General features: G+C 70.1%; 14 protein-coding genes and 4 pseudogenes. 5 read left to right on the forward strand and 13 right to left on the reverse strand.

Annotated features, from left to right (window positions below):
- Window positions 1-34: 34 nt before the first annotated feature.
- From NBY69_RS30155 to NBY69_RS37715, 10 genes are all read right to left on the reverse strand, one after another.
- Window positions 35-529, reverse strand: a complete 495-nt coding sequence (locus tag NBY69_RS30155; RefSeq protein WP_250305069.1) for a M15 family metallopeptidase — start codon at window positions 527-529, stop codon at window positions 35-37.
- Window positions 530-635: 106 nt separating this feature from the next.
- Window positions 636-1,667 (reverse strand): GNAT family N-acetyltransferase, encoded by a 1,032-nt coding sequence (locus tag NBY69_RS30160; RefSeq protein WP_250305070.1) that lies wholly within the window; start codon window positions 1,665-1,667, stop codon window positions 636-638.
- A complete protein-coding gene (locus NBY69_RS30165) occupies window positions 1,664-3,112 on the reverse strand; it encodes a phosphotransferase (protein ID WP_250305071.1) in 1,449 nt (482 codons plus the stop codon). Before NBY69_RS30165 ends, NBY69_RS30160 begins: the two co-directional genes overlap by 4 nt.
- Window positions 3,109-3,978 carry a class I SAM-dependent methyltransferase gene (locus NBY69_RS30170; protein ID WP_250305072.1) on the reverse strand — a complete coding sequence of 290 codons (870 nt, stop codon included), beginning with the start codon at window positions 3,976-3,978 and terminating at the stop codon, window positions 3,109-3,111. The genes NBY69_RS30165 and NBY69_RS30170 overlap by 4 nt, the downstream gene beginning before the upstream one ends.
- Entirely contained in the window at window positions 3,975-5,066 is a 1,092-nt protein-coding gene (locus NBY69_RS30175; RefSeq protein WP_250305073.1) for a protein-L-isoaspartate O-methyltransferase, read from the reverse strand. The genes NBY69_RS30170 and NBY69_RS30175 overlap by 4 nt, the downstream gene beginning before the upstream one ends.
- Before the next feature lie 174 nt (window positions 5,067-5,240).
- Window positions 5,241-6,728, reverse strand: coding sequence for an NUDIX domain-containing protein (locus tag NBY69_RS30180; RefSeq protein WP_250305074.1), 1,488 nt, complete (start codon window positions 6,726-6,728; stop codon window positions 5,241-5,243).
- A gap of 4 nt (window positions 6,729-6,732) precedes the next feature.
- Window positions 6,733-7,680: an MFS transporter gene (locus NBY69_RS30185; RefSeq protein ID WP_250305075.1), complete on the reverse strand. Its 948-nt coding sequence runs from the start codon at window positions 7,678-7,680 to the stop codon at window positions 6,733-6,735.
- Complete coding sequence (locus NBY69_RS30190; RefSeq protein ID WP_250305076.1) at window positions 7,664-8,698, reverse strand: phosphotransferase enzyme family protein; 1,035 nt, start codon at window positions 8,696-8,698, stop codon at window positions 7,664-7,666. Before NBY69_RS30190 ends, NBY69_RS30185 begins: the two co-directional genes overlap by 17 nt.
- A gap of 265 nt (window positions 8,699-8,963) precedes the next feature.
- Window positions 8,964-10,829, reverse strand: a complete 1,866-nt coding sequence (locus tag NBY69_RS30195; protein ID WP_250305112.1) for an ABC transporter ATP-binding protein — start codon at window positions 10,827-10,829, stop codon at window positions 8,964-8,966.
- 491 nt (window positions 10,830-11,320) lie between these two features.
- Window positions 11,321-11,791, reverse strand: coding sequence for an aldo/keto reductase (locus NBY69_RS37715; RefSeq protein ID WP_353961847.1), 471 nt, complete (start codon window positions 11,789-11,791; stop codon window positions 11,321-11,323).
- A gap of 688 nt (window positions 11,792-12,479) precedes the next feature.
- Here NBY69_RS37715 and NBY69_RS30200 point away from each other — a divergent pair.
- Window positions 12,480-12,881, forward strand: coding sequence for a hypothetical protein (locus tag NBY69_RS30200; RefSeq protein ID WP_250305077.1), 402 nt, complete (start codon window positions 12,480-12,482; stop codon window positions 12,879-12,881).
- Between the two features lie 7 nt (window positions 12,882-12,888).
- Here NBY69_RS30200 and NBY69_RS30205 read toward each other — a convergent pair.
- The 3 pseudogenes from NBY69_RS30205 to NBY69_RS37720 form a co-directional block, all read right to left on the reverse strand.
- Window positions 12,889-13,749 (reverse strand): annotated as a pseudogene (locus NBY69_RS30205) (IS5 family transposase).
- 217 nt (window positions 13,750-13,966) lie between these two features.
- A pseudogene (locus NBY69_RS30210) lies at window positions 13,967-15,193 on the reverse strand (IS701 family transposase).
- A gap of 507 nt (window positions 15,194-15,700) precedes the next feature.
- Window positions 15,701-17,030 (reverse strand): annotated as a pseudogene (locus tag NBY69_RS37720) (DUF4158 domain-containing protein); the annotation flags it as partial.
- A 219-nt stretch (window positions 17,031-17,249) separates the two neighbouring features.
- Here NBY69_RS37720 and NBY69_RS30225 point away from each other — a divergent pair.
- The 4 genes and pseudogenes from NBY69_RS30225 (at window position 17,250) to NBY69_RS30240 (ending at window position 19,715) form a co-directional block, all read left to right on the forward strand.
- Complete coding sequence (locus tag NBY69_RS30225) at window positions 17,250-17,603, forward strand: hypothetical protein (protein ID WP_250305078.1); 354 nt, start codon at window positions 17,250-17,252, stop codon at window positions 17,601-17,603.
- A gap of 466 nt (window positions 17,604-18,069) precedes the next feature.
- Complete coding sequence (locus NBY69_RS30230; protein ID WP_020930389.1) at window positions 18,070-18,159, forward strand: tryptorubin family RiPP precursor; 90 nt, start codon at window positions 18,070-18,072, stop codon at window positions 18,157-18,159.
- An 84-nt stretch (window positions 18,160-18,243) separates the two neighbouring features.
- Entirely contained in the window at window positions 18,244-19,293 is a 1,050-nt protein-coding gene (locus NBY69_RS30235) for a cytochrome P450 (protein WP_250305079.1), read from the forward strand.
- 159 nt (window positions 19,294-19,452) lie between these two features.
- A pseudogene (locus NBY69_RS30240) lies at window positions 19,453-19,715 on the forward strand (WhiB family transcriptional regulator).
- Window positions 19,716-19,779 lie beyond the last annotated feature (64 nt).

Raw genomic sequence — 19,779 nt, forward strand, 5'->3', positions numbered from 1 at the left:
CCTCGTTCGTGAAAGGCGGGGTGGTGGCGCGGTGTCAGGGCAGTTCCACGAGGCCGTAGAGGACGGTCGGCTGCTGGGTCTGCAGCGCCCAGTACCGGTCGCCGAACGACCAGTGCCACCACTCAGTCCCGTAATTGATCAAGCCTGCGGTGGACAGCGCGCCGCCCGGAGCGGCCCGGTTCGTGCGGGCCCGGGCGCCCAGGTCGGGGGCGACTCCTTGAGGGAGGCGTTGATGCGCGTGCCCATGTCCAGCTCGCGGGCCCTGGTCGTCGATCAACGTCACGTCGACGGCCGTGCCGGCGGAGTGCGGCGCGATCTCCGGCGGTGACACGAAGCGGCTGGCGGCCTCCCGAAGCTCGGCGGCCCGCCAGCCCGGATGGACACGCGCGAGCTTGCCGGAGTACTCCTCGAAGTACCGGCGCTGCAGGGACGGAGGCCGGTAACCCTCGATGAACAGCAACTGCCCGCCGGGGAGCAGCGCTTGCGCCTGCTGCAGCCGCGTGAGCACGCCCTGGCGGACGTGGTCCATGCGCCCGCCGTGTCCTGTTTGCGGACGTCGATGAGAGCTTCGCCGCGCTCCTGGACGGGGATCGCGGCGACCCGCCGGTCGGACATCAAGACGATGCTGCTGGTGGTCATGCGTCCCCCCAGGTGTCGACGTATGCGGCCACGCCGGTACGGCGGGCGCCTTCCACAGCGCGCAGCCGCGCGAAATCGCGGGCCGGCATCAATGCCTCCCACTCGGCCAGGGGCAGGACGCGGGCCTCGTCGTGCTCGCGCGCGTCGAGAGTGAGGCCCCGGATCTGTTCATCGGTGAGGCGACCGCCATCGAAGATCAGCTGCAGCGTGCTGTACGGACGCTGCGCCCGGGGCTGCCCGTACACAGTGGCCAGCAGCCGGGGCGGACCCACGGCGGTCATGCCGGTCTCTTCCCGGCACTCACGCACCACCGCGTCCCAGGGCCGCTCGCCCAGATCCATCGCGCCGCCGATCATGTGCCAGGGGTGGCCGGGGGAGTAGACGGAGTGCAGCTGGAGCGGCCGGTCGTCCTCGTCGGTGGCGTAGAGGCACACGAACGCGGCCGCCCGGGGCAGTGAGTCGGCATACTGCTGCGGCGGCACCCACGTCGAGTCCGGCTGCGCACCGGCCGCTCCAACGACGGGCTGGCTGCGACGGGTCATCCGCATCAGTGCCGGACTGCCGCTGAAGCCCAACTCCCGGTACAGGAGCGCGGCCTCCGTGCTGGTATGCAGCTCGAACAGAGTGACGTCGGCGAGGTGGTCGAGGAGTGTGGAGACGACGGCCCGGGCATAGCCGCGGCGCCGGTGGTCCGGGTGCGTGGCGGCCACGTGCACGCGGGCGGCCCGGCCCCGGGGGTAGGCCGGCCCCGCCAGGACGGGGTGGATCAGGCCGAGGGCGCAGGCGGCCATCGTGCCGTCCGGGGCGTCGACGGCGAAGGCCCGCGCGTCTCCCTCCGGCGTCAGCCGTGGCGCCAGCTCGTCCGTGCACCGCCGGACCCACTCCTCGGTCAACGGTGAGGATAGGACGTATTCGGAACGGATCCGGATGATGGCCTCGGCGTCAGCGGGCGTTGCTGCGCGGACCGGTGTTCGTCCGGCGGCGTCGTGCGGCTCGGCCTCGGCAGTGGGTGCCGTGTCGGCGTTCATGTCGCATCTCCTGTCGGTGAGAGGGCTGCATGATGTTCGGCGCGTAGGCGGGCCAGCGTCCGGCGGCCGCGTTCGACCAGCTCGGGGTCACCGTGGGCGGCGCCGTACGAGATCCCGCTCACGGAATCGAGAGCTGCGTCGATGACGAGGCGGGCCTCCTCGGCGGCGGTCAGGGACCTGCCGTACCCGGCCAGAAATGCCTCGAACAGGTCAGGGCGGCCGGCCCAGGCGTCGGACCGGCGGACCAGATCCCGTACGGCCGGTCCCGGCTCACTGCGCTCAAGGTCGATCACCGCCACGAAGACGTCGGGATCGGCCGGGCCGTTCGCGGCGTCAGGGGTGTAGAGGAGGATGTTGCGGAGCTGGAAATCTCCGTGGGTCTCCACCCACTCCAACGGTTGCAGATCCTCGGCCTGCCGGACGAGGTCGCGGACGAACTCCTCATCACCCGGGAGCAGATGAGACCGTGCCCCGGCCAGATGCCGGTCGGCCTTGGCCACGGCCGGGCCGCTGCCGGCAGGAGCGGGCCGTGGGGGAGAGGACTGGTGGATGCGGCGCGCCAGCGCGCCGATCCGTTGGAAGACCACCCTCTCCCGGTCCGGGGCAAGGACGGCACCGTGCAGCGGGCGGCCCGGCACCGCGGTGAGGACCACCGCCCGCAGTGTCTCGTCGGCCGCGACCAGCCGGGGCGCGGCCGCCCCCAGCTCCGGCGCCCACGTCCGTAGCCCCCGCACTTCCCTGCCGTGGAACCGCTCGCTCTGGTGCACCTTCACGTACCAGGTGCCGCTCTGGACGCCGTGGACCCGCCACACGCGGCTCTCCTCGCGCGCCCATGAGGTATCCGTCCACTGCGCGATCCGGCCGACCGCCCGCTCCGCGAACTGCACGACCGCAGCGTCGGGACGGGCGGCAGACGCCTGGCCGGTCACGTCCGGCACAAGGCGCAGCCGGTCGGCGCCGGGGTCGAAGGCGATGCTGTCGCCGGGCAGTTGGAAGTGCACGGCGAGCGGCGCGCCGGCGCTGTAGGCGTCCAGGCCCGCACGGCAGTACGCCACCATCTGGGCGGGCAGGGCGGTAAGGGGCGCCCAGTCCATCGCGTCGCAGACGTCCGGCTCGGCGATCTCGGGCTCGCCCTTCCACCGCCGAACCTCGAAGAAGTGCCCGGTACGCGAGGCGCCTCCTGGGCTTCGGTGGTGCACGGTCACGGCGGCCCGCACGTCGGCCGGGTCGATGACGACCCCGGTCTCCTCCCGTGCCTCGCGGATCAGGGCGGTGACCACGTCCTCGTGCGGACCGTCCAGATGCCCCGACGGCAGGTGCCACAGGCCGGTGGCGTACACCTGCCCGGCCCGCCGGGACAGCAGAACCTGAGGCCCGTCGGCGGTCTCCCGGCGCAGGATCAAGTGGACGTCCACCGGCTCGGTGTGCCGCTGCCCGCCGCTCACCGCGCTCCCTCCGGACGGCGGGCGAGCAGAACCCTGAACATCGCGTCCTCGACCAGAGACCCGTCCACCGCCTGCGCGTGGAGAAGGGCGAGGGCCTCGTCCTCGAACGCCTGGTGCCGCTCTGCGAAGAGCTCAGGAGCGGCGAAGGACGTGGTGCGCAGGTAGCCGAGTACCTCCTGCGGCGCCCACGCGCGGGTCACCGGGAAGAGGTGCTCGGTGACGTCGTTGAACGCCGAGTCGGCGAGGTCCTCCTCGTACGAGCGGCGGGGCTCGGCGTAGGAACGGCGGGCGCCCGCCCGGCGCCCGGCGCCCAGGTAGCGCTGGATCAACTCGCGCAGCGCACGGGTCCAGGCCGCGTCGTGGGTCCACAGGCTCCCGTCGCCCATGATCGCCACTGCGGCACCCGGTGTGGCAACCCGGTCGGCCATCTCCAGGACCGCCTCACCGTTCATCCAGTGGTAGGACCGGCAGAAGGTGATCAGGTCCGGGCCGCAGTCCGGTTCGCCCGGCAGCGTCGCGAGCGGCTCATAGGCGTCGGCCGCCGCGTGGACGAGGGTGAGGGTGCAGTGACCGAGCACAGGCTGGAGGGCCTGCCTGGCCTGATGCAGCATCTGCTGGCTGACGTCGACCACTTCGATGTGCGTCAGGGCAGCGCCGGCGGACAGGAGCGCGAAGGGCACCTGCCCGGTTCCGGTACCCAGGTCGAGCAGCACCGGGGACGGCCGGCCCCGCAGCGTGCCGGCGAGTAGGCGCACCGCTGCCTCCGGCAGGCCGGGGCGGTGGCGGGCGTAGGTCAACGCCGCGCCGTCGAACATGGATTCCTGATCCGGTGCAAGGCCCGGAAGGGGCCCGTCGGGGTAGGTCACGAGGTGGCTCCCTCATCGAGCGGCCGGGGGGCGGGTAGTTGCCATGCCAGGCGTCCGCACTCGGACGCGGCGCGCTGCCCGCCGTCCGCGTCGAAGTAGAGGCGGTAGCGGTCGGGAGAGCATGCGGCCCGCCACCGGTCGGCGAGGTCCTGGATCTCTTTCCAGATGTCCCGTGGGCCGTCGACGGTGACGCTCCAGCGCCGGTGGCCCACCGGCTCCGCGCGCATCCAGGATCCGCAGCTGGGTGCGCCGATCGCCAGGTGCTCAGCGCCGAAGTCCCGCACCAGACCTCCGCCGAGGAGATGATCGGCCGCCAGCCAGAATCCGCGGTCGCTGTCCGCGGGCGGCGCCAGCATGCTCCGCTGGGTCCACGCGCCGGACTCGGCGGCCATGCGCTGCCGGAACTCCTCGCTGAGCCAGATCCGCGCCATGCCGTGCCCGGCACGGTGGGCGAACTCCACGGCCCGCAGCTCCGCAGTGACATACCCGTCTGCGGTGCGCCGGACGACGGCGAGGCCGGGCCACGACGGGGACGCGCTGGTCACGTGCGCCAGCAGCTCGGCGCCTGGCGCGAGTTGCTCCACCAGGGCCGTCGGCACGCACTCCACCGTGTACGACAGGAAGATCCGATCGAACTCCCGGCCCGGGAGGCCCTGTTCGCCCGAACCGCACACCACCTGCGGCCGGAAGCCGAGATCGGCCAGGCGGGCGGCGGCCGCGTCGGTGAGGTGCTGGTCCCGATCAAGGGTGACCACCCCCTGGTCGCTGCAGACCTGGCAGGCCACTGCGGCGGTCACCCCCGCGCCCGTCCCGACGTCCAGCACCCGCAGACCCGGGCGCAGATCCAGCTCCTCCAGCAGCTCGACGGTCAAACCCATCACCGTCGACATCGACGTGATCGACGCCCCCGACCGCGTCCCGCGCGCCCGGCCCAGCAACGGCTCCCCGTCATGCTGGACGAGCACACTGGCCCCGCCGTACAGCAGCCCGAGCAGCTCGGGGCGGTCCAGCGGCGCCGACCAGTCCAGCAGATCCCACCGCGGCACCTCCTCTCCCGGCACGCTGCGCCGTACGTACGCCTGCGGCATCAGCACTTCGCGGGGGCAGCGCGAGGAGAGCGTCGCGGACCGGGCCCGGCCCCAGAGTCCCTTCCTCCTCGAGCCGGGCGACCATCACCGCCCGCGCGGCTGCCGAATCCGTTTCCGCATCCGTCGGCGTGGCCCCGCCGACCGGGCCGGCGGCGGAACAGGTGTCCAGAGTGCTCATCGCTCGCCCCAGCCCTGCTCGGAGTACAGGCGCCCCCAAAGGATTCCGTCGATCGCCATGCGGGTGTACGGCACGACCGCTTCCGGCAGGTCCTGCGGCTTCCACCACCGCCACTCCACGCACCGGTCGGGCTCCAGGACCTCCGGGTCGCCGGTCCAGGAGCGGGCCTGGAAGACGAGCCCGATCCTCGGCCGGGCGTCTGGGGAGTCGACGTGGTGCACCGTGTGGACGAGATCGACGTCCTCGGGCGCGATGGTAAGGCCCGCTTCCTCTTTCGCTTCGCGTACCAGGCAGTCGATCGCCGTCTCCCGCTCGCAGTGGCCGGCCAGGAAGTGCCAGGTGTCCGGCGCATAGGCCGAGTTCGGGTGGCGAAGCCCCAGGAGGATCCGGCCTTGGTCGTCCTGAAGGTGCAGGTGGACACCCACGATGTGCAGCTGGGTTCCCGGCGGGACCTCGTCGGCCAGCGGCCCAGTGCCGACCGCCGGCTCCTCCGCCGCGAGGTGCTCGGCGGCGTGCCGCCGGATCAGCGCCTCAAGCCCGGGGCTCAGGCGCAGCCGGTCTAGCATGTCCACGGTGCACCACGTCAGCAGGACACCTTCGCGGAGATCCACTGCCTCGGCATCACCGCTCCAGTGCCCGGCGTAGACGCTGATGGGCACCGCCAGGCCGTCGACGCTCGTCGCCTCCTGGACGGCGAAAGGCATCAGGCCCGTGGGCTCCAGGCCCGGCGTCTCCTCTGCCAGCTCGCGCCGCAGTGTCGCCTCGAGGCCGGCATCGTCCCGCGACCGTTTGCCTCCCACGAGGGCCAGGACCCACGGCTCCCAGATGCCTTCGCGGTCATCTCGTAGATGAAGGAGGTAACGGCCAGCTCCGTCGTGGATCAGGGCGTTGGCGCTGACGGGCTCCGGGCGCCCATCCAGGCCGTGCGGCTCGGCAGCGAGGAGCTTGGCCCGCAGCGTAGGGGAGCGCACGTCGGCGTACGGAAGCCACTGGGCCCCGGCGACTTCCTCGTCCTGGAGAGCGAGCGCGGGCGGTTGCTCGGCGGTGAGGTAGAACGCGAAACGGAAGTCGAAGTGCTGGTGAGCAGGCTCGCCTTTGGCCGCATCGGCGTCGATGTCATGGACGTCCACGTCGATCGGCTCGTCGAGGAACTGCGGAGTCAGGCACAGGTCGCCGGGACACAGCCCGGCCTCTTCGCATACCTCGCGCACGGCCGCGGCCAGGAGCGTACGGTCACCCGCCTCAGCGTGGCCGCCTGGAGCGAGGAGCAGCCCTGTCACCCGATGACCGATGTGGAGCACCCGACGGTCGCGGTCGATGACCACCGCGCTGCAGGTGACGTGACCGGGCAGCGTGGCGCGGCTGGACGGCTCCTCGGTGCCGTCGAGGACAGCCAGCAGCCCTTCCAGAGCGCCCCGTTCCTCGGCGTGCCGGCTGAGATAGGCCTCGACGGTCGCGCGGATGTGAGAGCGGGAGGGCGGCACGTGATCACCTCGAATGTTGGTGGGCAGGAAGTAGGTACGGGGCGAGAGGGGCGCGCCCGGCGGCGGGCCCGCCGATGACGGCTCCGGGCCAGGGGCCGGGTCCGCCGGCCGCCGCGCCCAGAGCTCCGAGTCCCAGGACCACGCCGAAGGCGGTCGCGCTCATCGCAAGGGACCGGAAAAGGTGGAGCGCCCAGAGGGTGTTGAGGAGTGCCAGGGCGGCCGACGTCGTGGCGTTGACGAGGGTCAGTGTGCGTAGCCGGTGGTCGCCGTGCACGTAGCGCAGGCCCTCACCGATCTCGGTGTGCAGTCGGCGGCTTTCCGCTGCTGACCGGGGGCTTTTGGGGGCCTGAATGCGGGCGGTGCACCAAGCGCTGACGAGGTAGGAGAGGACGTCCCCGAGAAGCGCCCGGGCCGGGCCGAGGAGCGCGGTCAGGGCGGCGCCGAGGTTGCTGCCCGCGGTGGCGGCGACGGAGAAGAGCCCGCCGATGCGGCTGTTGCTCCGCTGGATCAGGGACCGGTCGACCAGGCTGGGCAGGAGACTGATCGCGGCAGCGTCGTGCAGTACGCCCGCCGCGCCCTGTACGGCCGCTACCACCATCAGCTGGCCCAGGGACAGCCGGTCCAGCGCGGCCGCCACCGGCACGCTGGTCAGCGCGGCGGCGCTGATGAGGTCACCGGTGATCATCTGCTTCCGCTTGGAGTGGCGGTCGGCGAGGGCCCCGGCGTGCAAGGCCAGCAGTGCGGGCGGCAGTTGGCCCAGGAACGTCAGCCAGGCGACCTCGGCGGTGGTCGCGTCCAGTTCGAGCACCGCCAGCACGGGGATCACCATGGTGCTGATCGAGCTGCCGGTCACGCTGGCTGCCTGCCCGGTCAGGTAGCGCCGAAAGTTGCGCTGTCGCCACAGCGAGGGCCGGGTGGCGAGAGAGGACGAGGGGTCAATGGAGGAGGTCATGGAGCACCTCCTCGGCTTCCGTCAGGCGCTCGCGCAGCTCGACCATGGCCGCATGCCGGTTCCGGCCGTACGCCACGAGCTCCGGGGTGACAGCGGCAGGGTCATCGACGGCCTCGGACAGGGGATACACCGAACACGCCAGATATCCGGCGGCGACCCGAGGTACGGCGAGGAGTTCTTCGGCCGGCAACGCTGGGTTGGCTGCCCGGTATACGGTGATCGCTTCGGCCAGGCCGGTGGGCCAGTGCGGCTCTGCCAGAACGGTGCGCGGGTCGAGGACGATCCGCCCGAGCTCCCAAGCGGGGCTCCGGTGACCGGGCGGCCGGAAGTCGATCAATGCCGCTACCTGCTGTCCGCGCAGGAGCAGGTTGGGCGAGGCCAGATCGCCGTGGACGGTCTGCACGGTCAAGGACGCCGGGAGCTCTTCGAGCATGGCGGCCACGGCAGGCAGCGCCTCGTTCCGTCGGACGGCGGTCTCCCGTGCCCAGGTGGGAAACTCCGAGGTGGGCGGCCTCTTGCTGAAACAGGCGAGCAGTCTTTCAAGGCGCTGCCGGGCCCGTTTTACATCGCAGACCTGCCGGACGGGCACGCGGCACGGCGGTCCGGCCGGGTGGCGGGCGAGCGTGCGGTGCAGCCGGCCCACGGTCTCGCCGACAGCGGCCCACCGCTTGCCGGACAGACCGCCTTCCGCTGTCTCGGCACCCTCGACGAACGCGGCGACGGACACTGACAACCCGCCGCCCGTCGCGATGAGATCACCGTCGAGGGTGCGGCGCATCACCGGCACTGGGGCCCCGCCGAGCGCGGCGAACTCGGCCAGCTCGATGGAGCGCCGCTCGGCGCCCAGATCAGCGCTCACCGGATAGGCCTTCACGAACCATCGCCGGCCGTCGGTATCCCGGGCCACGTAGTTGCAGGTGGCCGTCCCTGACGGCCCCTCGGAGACGTCGGTCGGGATGATGCGGTAGTGCAGCTCCAAGACTCCCGCCACGACCATGTCGCCGGACCGGGCGCTCATCGCCCCACCTCCGACCTGCCGGGAAGCGTCGTGCGGTTGGACGGATCGTCAGGGCTGTCCAGGGCGGCAAGCAGCCCGGCAAGAGACTCTCGCTCATACGGATGCCGAGTCGGATAGCTGCCGACGGTCGCGCGGACGCGGGGGCGAGCGATCGGCACGTCAACACCTCGGAGGAACATGGAAGGACTGGTGGATGGGGCAACGGTGTGCGGGGCAGCCGGGGTAGCGGACCCGGGCGAAGCTTGTGAAGTAATGTCGGGGTCCCTCATGCGCGGGTCCCGTGCCTTTCGCCGTCCGGCTCCGAGGTGACTTGGTAGGACAGCAACTGCTGGAACAGGCCGCCCTCTTGTCCGGCGAGGTCCTTGTAGGTGCCCTCTTGCACGACTCGGCCCTCGTCGAGGACCACGATCCGGTCGGCGACGGCCACGTTGGTGATGCGGTGTGTCACCAGCAACACCACCCGGTCCTGGGCCAGGTTCCGCAGCCGCTGGAAGATCCGGAACTCGGCACGGGGATCGAGGTTCGCGGTCGGCTCGTCGAGGACCAGGAGCCCTGCCTCGCGGAAGAACGCCCTGGCGAGCGCGATGCGCTGCCACTGGCCGCCGCTCAGCTCCTCCCCGTTCAGCCACTCGCGGGCCAGGAGGGTGTCCAGGCCGGCGCCGAGCTTGTCGACGACCTCGTCCGCGTCGGCGGCCTCGCACGCTTCACGCACCGCCGCGTCACCGCGGGCCGTGGGCTGCCCCTGGGTCACGTTCTCGCGCACCGTCAGCGGCCAGTGCGCGTAGTCCTGCGGTACCAGGGCGACCTGCTGCCACAGCGACTGCGGGTCGGCATCGTCGGTGGGGACGCCGTCCCACAACACCTGCCCGCCCGTGGGCAAGTACAGGCCGCTGACCAGCTTCGACAGCGTTGACTTTCCTGAGCCGTTGAAGCCGACCAGTGCGGTGACCTCGCCCCGGCGCAGAGTGAGCGATACGTCGGACAGCGCGTCCTGGTCCTTCCCTGCGTAGCGGTGCGAGACCGACTTGATCTCGATCTCATCGGGTGGCGTCGGCCGGTGCTCGCCGCGGCGCATGGTGTATCCGCCGGCCAAGTCGAGGAACCTGCTCCAGTCGTCCATGTACAGGCCGGTGCGCACAGCACGGGCCCCGACGGCGACCAGCCCGCGCACCGATTGGCCCGCCGTCTGCAGAGCGAAGACGGCCGTGCCGGCGTGCCCGACGCTGATGCGGCCGGTGGCCAGCAGCCACACCACCGCCGCCCACACCACTCCCGATCCGAGGCCGCCGCACAGCGCGCCGACCAGCGACATGCGGGCACCCTTGTCGGCCGCGGTCCGGTCCTCGCGGTTGATCCGGGTCACCGTCTGCCGGTACCGGCCGGACAGGAAACCGGCCATCGTGCCGGCGCGGATCTGGTCGGCTGCCTCGCGGGTGAAGATGTGCCAACGCAGCACCGACAGCATGCGGTTGTCGCCGTTGCTCCGCAGGTTCGCCAGGTAGCGGACCCGGGCGGCGCTGACCTGGGCAAGGGCCTGCGGCAGGCTGGCCGCGACCAGGAGGGGAAGGAGCACCCAGCTCACACCGGCGAGCACGATGGCCCCGGCCAGGAAAGAGGCAGCCGAGGCGATCAGGTCCTGGCCCTCGTTGATCAAATCACCGGTGACCTGCGCTCCGCGGTCGGCGGCCTCCCGGTCACGGTTGAAGTCGGGGTCGTCATAGGCGGCGAGCTCCACCTCGGCGCAGCCGGTGAGCAGCATCTGCTCGGCCTCGCGCGACATGAGAGGGCTCAGCCGGGAGGAGAGCCAACTGACGGTAATCCCCAACAGGGCCCGCACTCCGGAAGCGGTGGCCAACAGGGCTACGGACGGCCATGCCTGAAGGAGCCGGTGGTAGACATCTCCGCTGGTCAGCAGTGCGGTGAGGGTACCGCTGATCGCAATCAGGCCCAGGGCTTGCATCATGCCGGCCACCGTCTGGCACAGCAGCAGGCCGGTGGTGGCCCGCCGGTCGACCCGCCAGGCGAGTGCCAGCGACCGCCGGACCAGCTGGGGCAGGCGCCGGGCCATGTCGCGCATGCGGATGGAGCGGCCGGCCGCTTCTCGGCTGCCGGTCAGGTCGACGAACCGCATCTGGGGCTCGGGGCCAGTCGTCTCCGAGGGGGAGACCTCCTCAACTGCCTCGGCTGCGCATGAGCCGTCAGGTTCGTGCTGCGGTCCAGGCGGTGGTACCGCGGCCGGGGTGGTGCGCGGACTGGGGATGTTGTCGGCTGCTGCATCGGTGGGCTCGCTCATGCTGCCCACTCCGTATCCGGTTGTGATGAGCGGCAGACGTCGGCGTCGGCCCTCTGCGTATCGACAGAGAGATGGTCCGCAGCAGGCTGTCGTTGTTCGAATCCAAGAGGCTGATACACGGGGGCGAGTACAGGATTCATTTCATCCTCCATCTGGGCGCGCGAGGGGTACTGGTGCTCTAAGAAACGCCGTCCGTCCGGGGCCGTCACGGCCTCGGACGGACGAATTCTTCGAACGTAAATACGGTCATGATGTACAGGGCAGTGCCTGTGGGCCTGGACGCTTTTGAACTCACACGTTCGAGTGGACGCGGGTTGGGCGGCACCCGATCAGGCTCTTGCGCGGTTGGTGTCGGACCCTCGCTGCGGGCCGGAACAGGATGGGTCGGCGTGGCACCCGTCCTCCAGGTAGCAGTCGTGCGGTCCGAAGTCGGTGTGGTTCAAGGTGAGTAGGCCGAGGTACTCCACGCCCAGGTTCTCCAGGCTTTGCTCCGCCTGGCTGTGCAGGTTGAGAGGGCTGTGTGCGTTGAGGGCCAGTACCTCTGGAGGCCCCGATCGAGCACGTGATCCGAACTTCCTTACGGGCACTTGGGCAAGAATCCGGCCCAGCAGTCTCAGAGAGTGGCCGAGACCGTAGACGTCGGAGGTGTCGTAGACAGTTGCCCCCTTTTGCGTGGGTGCTGAGGAGGGCATCGACCGCGTTGTCGTCAGCAACGGGCGCCCACCCTGCGGCGTGGCCCTGGTTGATCGCCGCCCCCCCCGATGGGGTGGCAGCCGACACCGAGGGGATGCTCGTCCCATCCAGCGATCAGGCGTCACCGGGGCAAGTGAGAAGTCACGACGGGCTCGCTCTCATCGCGAAGACTGGGGCGGCGACTCGGCCCGTTGCGGTGTGGAACGGCATCGAGGCGAGAGCCCGGGGAGATCGAAAGGGAAATGGGGCGGTGTGCGGCTTGGCCAACCCCGTTCCTGCCGTGGCATTTGTCCGAAGGTGACGTCCCGTTGCCCAGCGGCTCATATCGGGGGTCATTTCCCGGGCGAGAACATGCCGTGTCGACTCGACTCGTCCGGAAATGCCCGCATCTGGTGACTGAGTCGAGAGTTCGAAGGCTCATCTGAATGACCCTCGAAGCCTTCGGCCGTCTGGTCCGACGGATGACGGCCAGGGCAGGCTGGTGATCAGGCTCCAAACCGTTGGATCTGAAGGCAGTTTGACGCCCCCACCACCACATGAGCTCTATCCCGCCCGGTTGGCAAGAGCACCTGAGCTTCCCCCGTTCCGTCCGCCTCTAGAGCCTGTCTCTCAGATCCGTCTGTGGCATCGTCATGCTCGTAATCGAGTCCTGGTTGGCTCGGTAATTTCTAGGGCCAGCACCGCCTGGCGCAGGGGGAAGGCATGGTTCACAGTCCATTCGACGTTTCTTTGGCGCACGGCCAGAGCATGCAATGGAAGCTCGGCGGGTCTGGGTGGGCCACCTGGTCATGGTCAGTGAACGCTGCGGAACAGAAGGTGCACGCCTCCTATGTAGGACCCGAGGTTCTGGCCGCGTTCATGAACGGCGTCCGGGATCTACTCCGTGGGTGCAGTGCGACCTTCGTGACGTTCCTCAACGAGCCAAGCGGGACGAGGGTCTTCTTCAACCAGACAGAGAAGGAAGTCTTCGTACAGATCGTGGAGTTCGCGGACTTGAACGAACCCTCGTCCTGGTGGTCGGACGCGAAACTGGTCTGGGCAGGCCGGCTACCAACCGAGGCGTTTGTCGAGGCTTTCATGACCATGGTTGAGGAGCTTCTCTCCGAACACGGAACAGACGGGTACCGGAAGCGCTGGGGCTACGAGTTCCCCGCCCTGGAATGGGAGACGCTCCAGGCGGCGCACAGCTCCCGCTGACCCGCACCTACGCTCGCGTCCAGATCAAGATGGCTGCGAGGTGGAGCGCGCCCTCGTATGCGATCGCGAGCTTGTCGGTTCGCATGGCCAGGCCGCGCCATTGCTTGAGGCGGTTGATGCAACGCTCGACCGCGTTGCGCTGCTTGTACGTCTCGGCGTCGAAAGCGGGCGGTCGGCCGCCGGCACTGCCGCGACGAAGGCGGTGACCGACCTGATCGGCGGGCTGAGGGATGACGGCACGTATTCCGCGTCGGCGAAGGTGGTTCCTGATCGCGCGGGATGAATAAGCGCGGTCGGCCAGGACGACATCCGGTCGGCTCCTCGGTCTTCCAGGCCCACGTCGCGGAACACGAATGTCGGCCATGACGGCCTCAAAGGCCGGCGCGTCACCTGCCTGGCCTGCGGTGACGCGGACGGCCAGCGGCCGCGCATGGCTGTCGCTAGCAAGGTGGACTTTCGTGCTCAGGCCGCCGCGGGAGCGTCCGAGCGCGTGGTCGTCGGGTTCGGCCTGGTCTGGAGCCCCTTTTTCCTGGCTCCGGCAGCGTGTTGGTGGGCTCGGCAGACGGTGGAGTCCACCGACACGGTCCAGCCGATGTTGTCAGCGTCGTCGGCCGCTGCCAGAAGCGCGGCCAGAATGCGTTTCCAGGTGCCGTCCGCAGCCCATCTGAGCAGCCGTTTGTGAGCGGTTCTGGAACGAGCCGAGCTCGTCCGGCAGGTCACGCCAGGGTGAGCACGTGCGGTACTTCCACGCGATGGCTTCAAGGGTTCGGCGGTGGTCGGCCCACCGCCGCCCACGAACCGGGTCGGCCGGCATCAGCGGCTCGATCCGGTCCCACATCGCATCAGTGATCACCAGCCGGACAGACATGTCCGATCAACTGACCAATCGACCAAAGAGACACGGCCTAGTACTCCAGCCGGACTTCTTCATTAGCGCTGGTCAGCGGTTCGAGTGTGGGGAGTGTAGCGGGCTGGAACAGGGGTGGGGCGGTCTTGGCCGGGCCGTCCCACGAACGTGTGGCCGCGCCGTGTGTAGTGGCAACGGCGGGCGCGTGCTTGGTGGCGGCGACGCCAGTGGGACCACGTCATCGCGTGGTTGCGGTCCGGAGCACGGTGGCGGGGTCCAGTTGCCAGCAGACGTCGAATCTCGGCCGGTGTGAGGTCCACGAGGTCGGGTGTGTCCCGTTCGATGCCCCCTTTTCTCGTTCCTGGGCGGCCAGGACCGCGAGGAAGGCATGCGCGAGCATGGCGAGGGTGATGTGCCGGTACCAACCCACCCAGCGGCGGACTTCGTACTGGTCCAGGCCGCATTCGTTCTTCGCGCTCTGGAAGCATTCCTCGACCTTCCGGCGGCAGCCGGCGACGTGCACCAGGTCGGCGACGGTGGCGTCCAGGGGTGCACTGGCGAGGTAGTAGGCGAGTTCGTCGGGCTTGGCGATACTGCGGCGGGCCAGCATCCAGCGCTGCCGGGTCGGTTCGTCGCCGTCGAATTCCCACACTGCGGGGAGGCGAGCTGCGGCCCAGTCGTAGAAGCGCTCGCCCTTCGCGCCGCTTCCTGCGGACAGCCGCTGCCAGGCTTCGGGCGGCGCCTGGCCGATGAGGTGGTCGATGCGCGGACCGTGGACCTGCTGGGACTTGGGCACGGCCACGACGTAGGAAAGCTGATGGTCTTCGAGGAAGCGACGGAAGTGGGAGTCCTGGCCGTAGGCGGAGTCCGCGGTGACCCAACCAACGGGCAGGGGCGAGGCGAGGGCCCGCAGGATGGTGGCCCTCGCCAGCTCTCCCTTGGTGGCGAAGGCGCGGTCGTCGGGGACACGGGCGGCCCGACAGCGTTCGCGGTCCTCGGTCCAGGACTTGGGCAGGTAGAGCTCACGGTCGACCAGGGTGTGGCCGCGGGTGGTGGCGTAGGCGGCGAAGACGCCGATCTGGCAGTTCTCGGTGCGGCCTGCGGTACCGGAGTACTGGCGCTGGACGCCGGCTGAGGTGGTGCCCTTCTTCACGAAGCCGGTGTCGTCGATGATCAGCACTCCGTTGTCCGCGCCGAGGTGTTCGGCGACGTAGGCGTGCAGGTCGTTGCGGACCTCGTCGGCCTCCTAGCGGCTCCGGGAGAGCAGGTGCTGCAGCCCGTCGGGGGTGGCGTGCCCGGCGTATTCGGCGAGCTGCCAGCCATTCTTGCGGCCCACCGGGCCAAGAAGCCCACGGACGTAGTCCCGCATCCGACGCCTGGACTCCACGCGGGTAAAACGGCCCCCGATCCGCAAGAGGAGCTCGCCAAGTTCCTCTTCCCACAGGTTTGTTGGTACATCGTCCATGCGGTCGGAATGCCCGAAACACTGCCACTACAAGCAGCGCGGCCACACGTTCGTGGGACGGCCCGGCCAAGACCGCCCCACCCCTGTTCCAGCCCGCTACACTCCCCACACTCGAACCGCTGACCAGCGCTAATGAAGAAGTCCGGCTGGAGTACTAGCCGTCGAGTCTGCGGACGTCAGATATCCCCGCGTGGGGTGCCCTGGCCATCCCGCTCGACGTCCAGAGACCCGGCTCCAATTCCCCGAGGACCTTCCCCGTGACTGGGATCTACGAAGCCGCCACCGTGGTGCTCGGCGTCACGACAACTGCTGGTGCCGTTGGCACGGTGCTCCTGGCCCGTTCACGTACAGCCCTGGCCCCCGGCCACGCCACGATCGAGGAGCAGAAGACGACGCAGAGCCACCTGTTGGCAGCCGCGGGCACGCGCCGGAGGGCGGCTCGCAGACGACGCCCTTCCCCGGTGTCGGGGATCTTGACCCGGTCAGGATTGATGGACGCGAGTCGGGCGAGGTGGTCAGGTCCTTCATACGGGTCCGGCCGTTACCCAGGTGCACGAAGGCGTCCAGGAACCCGGTCCAGGCGTGTACCTCGAACAGTTGGTCCGGCAGGTCGATCTTCGGAAGCATCTTCTCGACCCGGCTGCGCAGCCAGGCCAGGGACTTCGGCTCGCCGAGCGCGTGGAGCCTCTCCACGTTCAGCTTCGCCCGCCCGTTGGGCTGGACCTCGATGCTGATCTTCGCGTCCGCTCCGGCCTCCTCCAGGTGCTCGGCCATCTGCTTCCACCTCGCGTCCAGAACCTCCGTCAGCTCCCGCAGGTGCTCCTCGGTGTCCTCCTCCAGGCTCAGCCCGGCCAGGACGTCCTCGCGCACCGCCTCCCAGCCCTTGCGGTCCAGCAGGCGGGCGCGCGGGTCGGACCAACGGTGCGAGGGGGACGCGAAGGTGTCACGGCGCTGGAGCGCGCGGAACAGCTGCTCCAGCACGCACACCACATACGCGTCACGGTCGACCGCTCCCTGCGGGAGCTCGGCGTTCGCGTACACCGCCTTGCGCCAGTGCCCCGGCACCAGCTTGTCGTCGACCTCCCGCGGCAGCAGCGGCTTCTCGCCCGCCTTCCGCCGCGACAGCGCCGGGAGCCGCTTCCCCCCGGTCAGGATGCGCATCCCGCCGGTCGCCGCCCCGAGCGCCCTCGACTCGCCCAGCAGCGACAGGAACGGCTTGACGGTGTTGTAGCGCAACGCCAGCGCCCCGCGCAGCGCACTCTCGGCCGTGCCGTCGTCCTCGGGGACCAGGCTCACCACCACGGTGGCCGCGAAAGCTGGACAGCGCCGCACGGGGCGCGACCTCCTCCAGCGCCGCCCACAGGGCCGCCACGTCCACATCGCAGCCGCTCTGCTCGATCAGCTCCAGCTTCAGGCGGCCCAGCTGGAAGGCGGCGACGTCCTCAACTCGCTGCAACGCGCCCTTCATCGCAGTACCAGCGGTCCGCGTCGGCGGCTGGCGCATCCGCTCCAGCTCCGAGTACCGCTTGCCCTCCGGCGTCTTCAGCGTGGCGACCAGATCACCGGGCAGCGCGGGGTCGGCCTGCCGGGCGGCCTTCGCGCCGGTGGTGTGCAGCCGCTTCTCCGCGATGACGCGGACCTCGGACACCTGCCGGGCCAGCACGCTCACCCCCGGCAACAGCACCCGGTGCCGGCGCAGCCAGCCCACCGCGTGATCGAACAACGCCTTCGGCCCCTCGGCGTGCGGCGTCCACGCCCGACCGTGCAGGAACGCCCGGAACCTCCGGCCCTGGGCATGGCCCTCGAACGGGTGGTAGCCGTACGCGTCGCAGATCTCCCCAAGATCTGTGCCAGAACCTTTGGAGATCAACGAAGCCACCGCTGCTGTTTCAGCATCGCGCTCCACACCGCCCGCGACCAGGTGATGCAGGCCGCGGGCATCGTCAGCGCGGACACCGATCGGGAGACTCTTCTCGGGACAATCGGCCGCCGGATCCTGACCGGCCTGCTCCCGCCCCGCCGGCAGCGGGTCAGTACCCGCAAGGTCAAGTCACCGATGTCCCGCTACAGCGAGCGCCACGCCGACGGCCGGCCCGACACCAGCCGCACCGTCACCCGCCTCGACGTCACCGTCCTCGAACCCGTGGACCCGTCACCCGCGCTGCCCACAGCATCCCGGGACGACCGGCACGCCAACCCCGCCGGGCGGCGCCGACACCGCATCCTGGCACTCCTCCAGGAAGACCGCAGGCGCCTCTGGCAACCCCGCGACATCGCCGCCCACTTCGGCGACATCACCCTGGAAGCCATGTACGGACAACTGAATCGGTGGGCCGTCGGTGGGCTCGTCCGCAAGCTCGGCCCCGGCCTCTACGCCGCAACACCATGGTCCCCAGCCCCACTTGCGTGACCAGCGAAAACGCTAACCACCCGGCCTTGGGTCAAGGTCCCACCACCTTCACCCAGAAGCAGCCGCAGCCGACCGTGGACATCACGGTGGACCGGACCCTGTCGCATGCCAGAAGGGTGTATGTCGTCTCCACCGACACCCCGTGACGGGCCGCGTGCTCGGCAGGTCGGGTCGCGTCCGCAGGCGCCAGGGGCCCCCGTTCCGTAAAATCTCCGCTGCTACATCGCAACCGCCAATACTGCAGTTCTATACGGTACTTGGGATGTGCATCCACTACATCGGGATCAATCGACCGCCTTGCCGCGGGCATATTGCCACCGCACACTCTGAACTACTGCCAAACATCGGGTGGCTGTTCTTTGCGGTGACGCAGGTCACTTGACGCCGTGGGAGCCTCGGCATTCACTTCTGCCGCAGCCGAAGACCGTTCGGCGGCCTGCAACTGGGGAACAGAACCTTCCCCGCCATGGAGGTCCGGATGAAGTTCGTTCGTCTCGTGAAGCGGATGCGCAGCGACAAGAGCCTCAAGGCGTACGCCTGGTACGGCTGGATCTGACCGGCCCACGCCCGTAGGTTCTGGAAGCCGGTGGGGGGCCTGACCCGATGGCCCGCCACCGGCCCGCGCTCCCGGAGGTTCCCGATGTCCCAGCGACCGATCGTCAGCCACCGCGGCCGGCAGGTGCGCTTCGCACCCAAGATCGACGCGCTGCTCAGCCGCCACACCGGCCAGGATCTGTTCCGGCTGGAACCCGACACGATCGGCGTCGCGGGCGCCGACCTGCTGGACGCCCTGCTCCGCAGCCGGCCCGCCAACACCGAGGAGCGGCCGACCTTCAAACCCGTCCGCGGCCGGAACGTCGAGCGGGCCGACGCGTCCGCCTACATGCAGGCGGTGGCGGCAGATGTGCGGCAGGCGCTCCAGCGCCCCCTGGAGACGCCGGCCGACCTGACCGGCCTGTGGCCGCAGGTGCCGCACGACTACCTCCGGGACCTGGTCTTCGGGCGGGAGCTCGGGCGCTTCCGGGTCCTGGTGGACCGCCGGCTGGAACTCACCCCGAAACTGACCTGGTCCGCCGTCACGTCGGGCGCCGCCCTGCTGCGCCGCCCCAGCCACACGGAACCCCTCTCGAAGCTGGCCACTCTCGTCCTCGACGCCGCCGCCTACCCGGACCGCCGGTACGCCATGTACCTCTACCGGCGGGTGGCGGCGCCGATCTGCTTCACGGTGGCCGCGCTGGCCACCAACGCGGTCTGGCTGGGCGCACCGTTCGACGACGCCGTCCCGAACCGGCATCTCATCGCGGAGGCGCTCCGGCTGCTGCCGCCTTCCTGGAACATCCTCCGGGTGGCCTCGCCCGAATTCACCGCGGTGGACCCCCGGATCGGCCCGGCGGACGACGTCCTGCTGCTGCCCCTCCTCAGCCACCGCGACCCCGCCCTGTGGGAGGAGCCCGATGCCTTCCTCCCCGAGCGGTGGGCGGATCTGGACCCGGACGACCACCCCGGATACCTGCCGTTCGGCCACGCCAACGAGCGCTGCTGGGGCCGCCACATGGTGCTGCCGCTCGCCGAGCGCCTCCTCGATCTGGTGCGCCGGGACGGCCTCACGGTGAGCCCCGCCCAGACCGTCGGCCGGGTCGAACTCGACGGCCTGATGGAGGTCTCGGAGGTCAGGGTGGAGTGGGAGTGACCTGACCGGCGGGCTACCCGGACCGACTCGGCCCGGGGGACCGTTCGAACACCGGAGTTGCGGCCCCTGATCATCCGGACGGACCAGACATGGTCACGGGCCCGCGTTCCGAGCTGTAGCCCGCCACAGTCGCGGGCAGTTCACCGTCGGGACGGGTCTATGCGGTGGCTCCGGGGTCCACGGGCCGGACGCAGAGCCAAGGCACTCTGCACCGGCTGCCCGGTGCGCACCGAATGCCGCGCCTACGCTCGCGATAACCGCATCGAGCACGGAATCTGGGGCGAAGTGAGCGCGAACGGCGGGCTCTGCTGCGACGTCGCCCTCTGGTCACGTCCTGGCGGCGCCTGCTGGAAGCCGCCCGATCGGAACACGATCGGCTCGCTGTTGCCGACGAAGAACAGGCCTGGGACGCCACCGGGTGACCTGGGGTCGGCGCAAGTCCCGCGCTGCGCGGCTACGGGGCCACTCGACCCGCGCATCCAGCGG

Source organism: Streptomyces sp. A 4/2 (assembly GCF_940670765.1).
Taxonomy (GTDB): domain Bacteria; phylum Actinomycetota; class Actinomycetes; order Streptomycetales; family Streptomycetaceae; genus Streptomyces.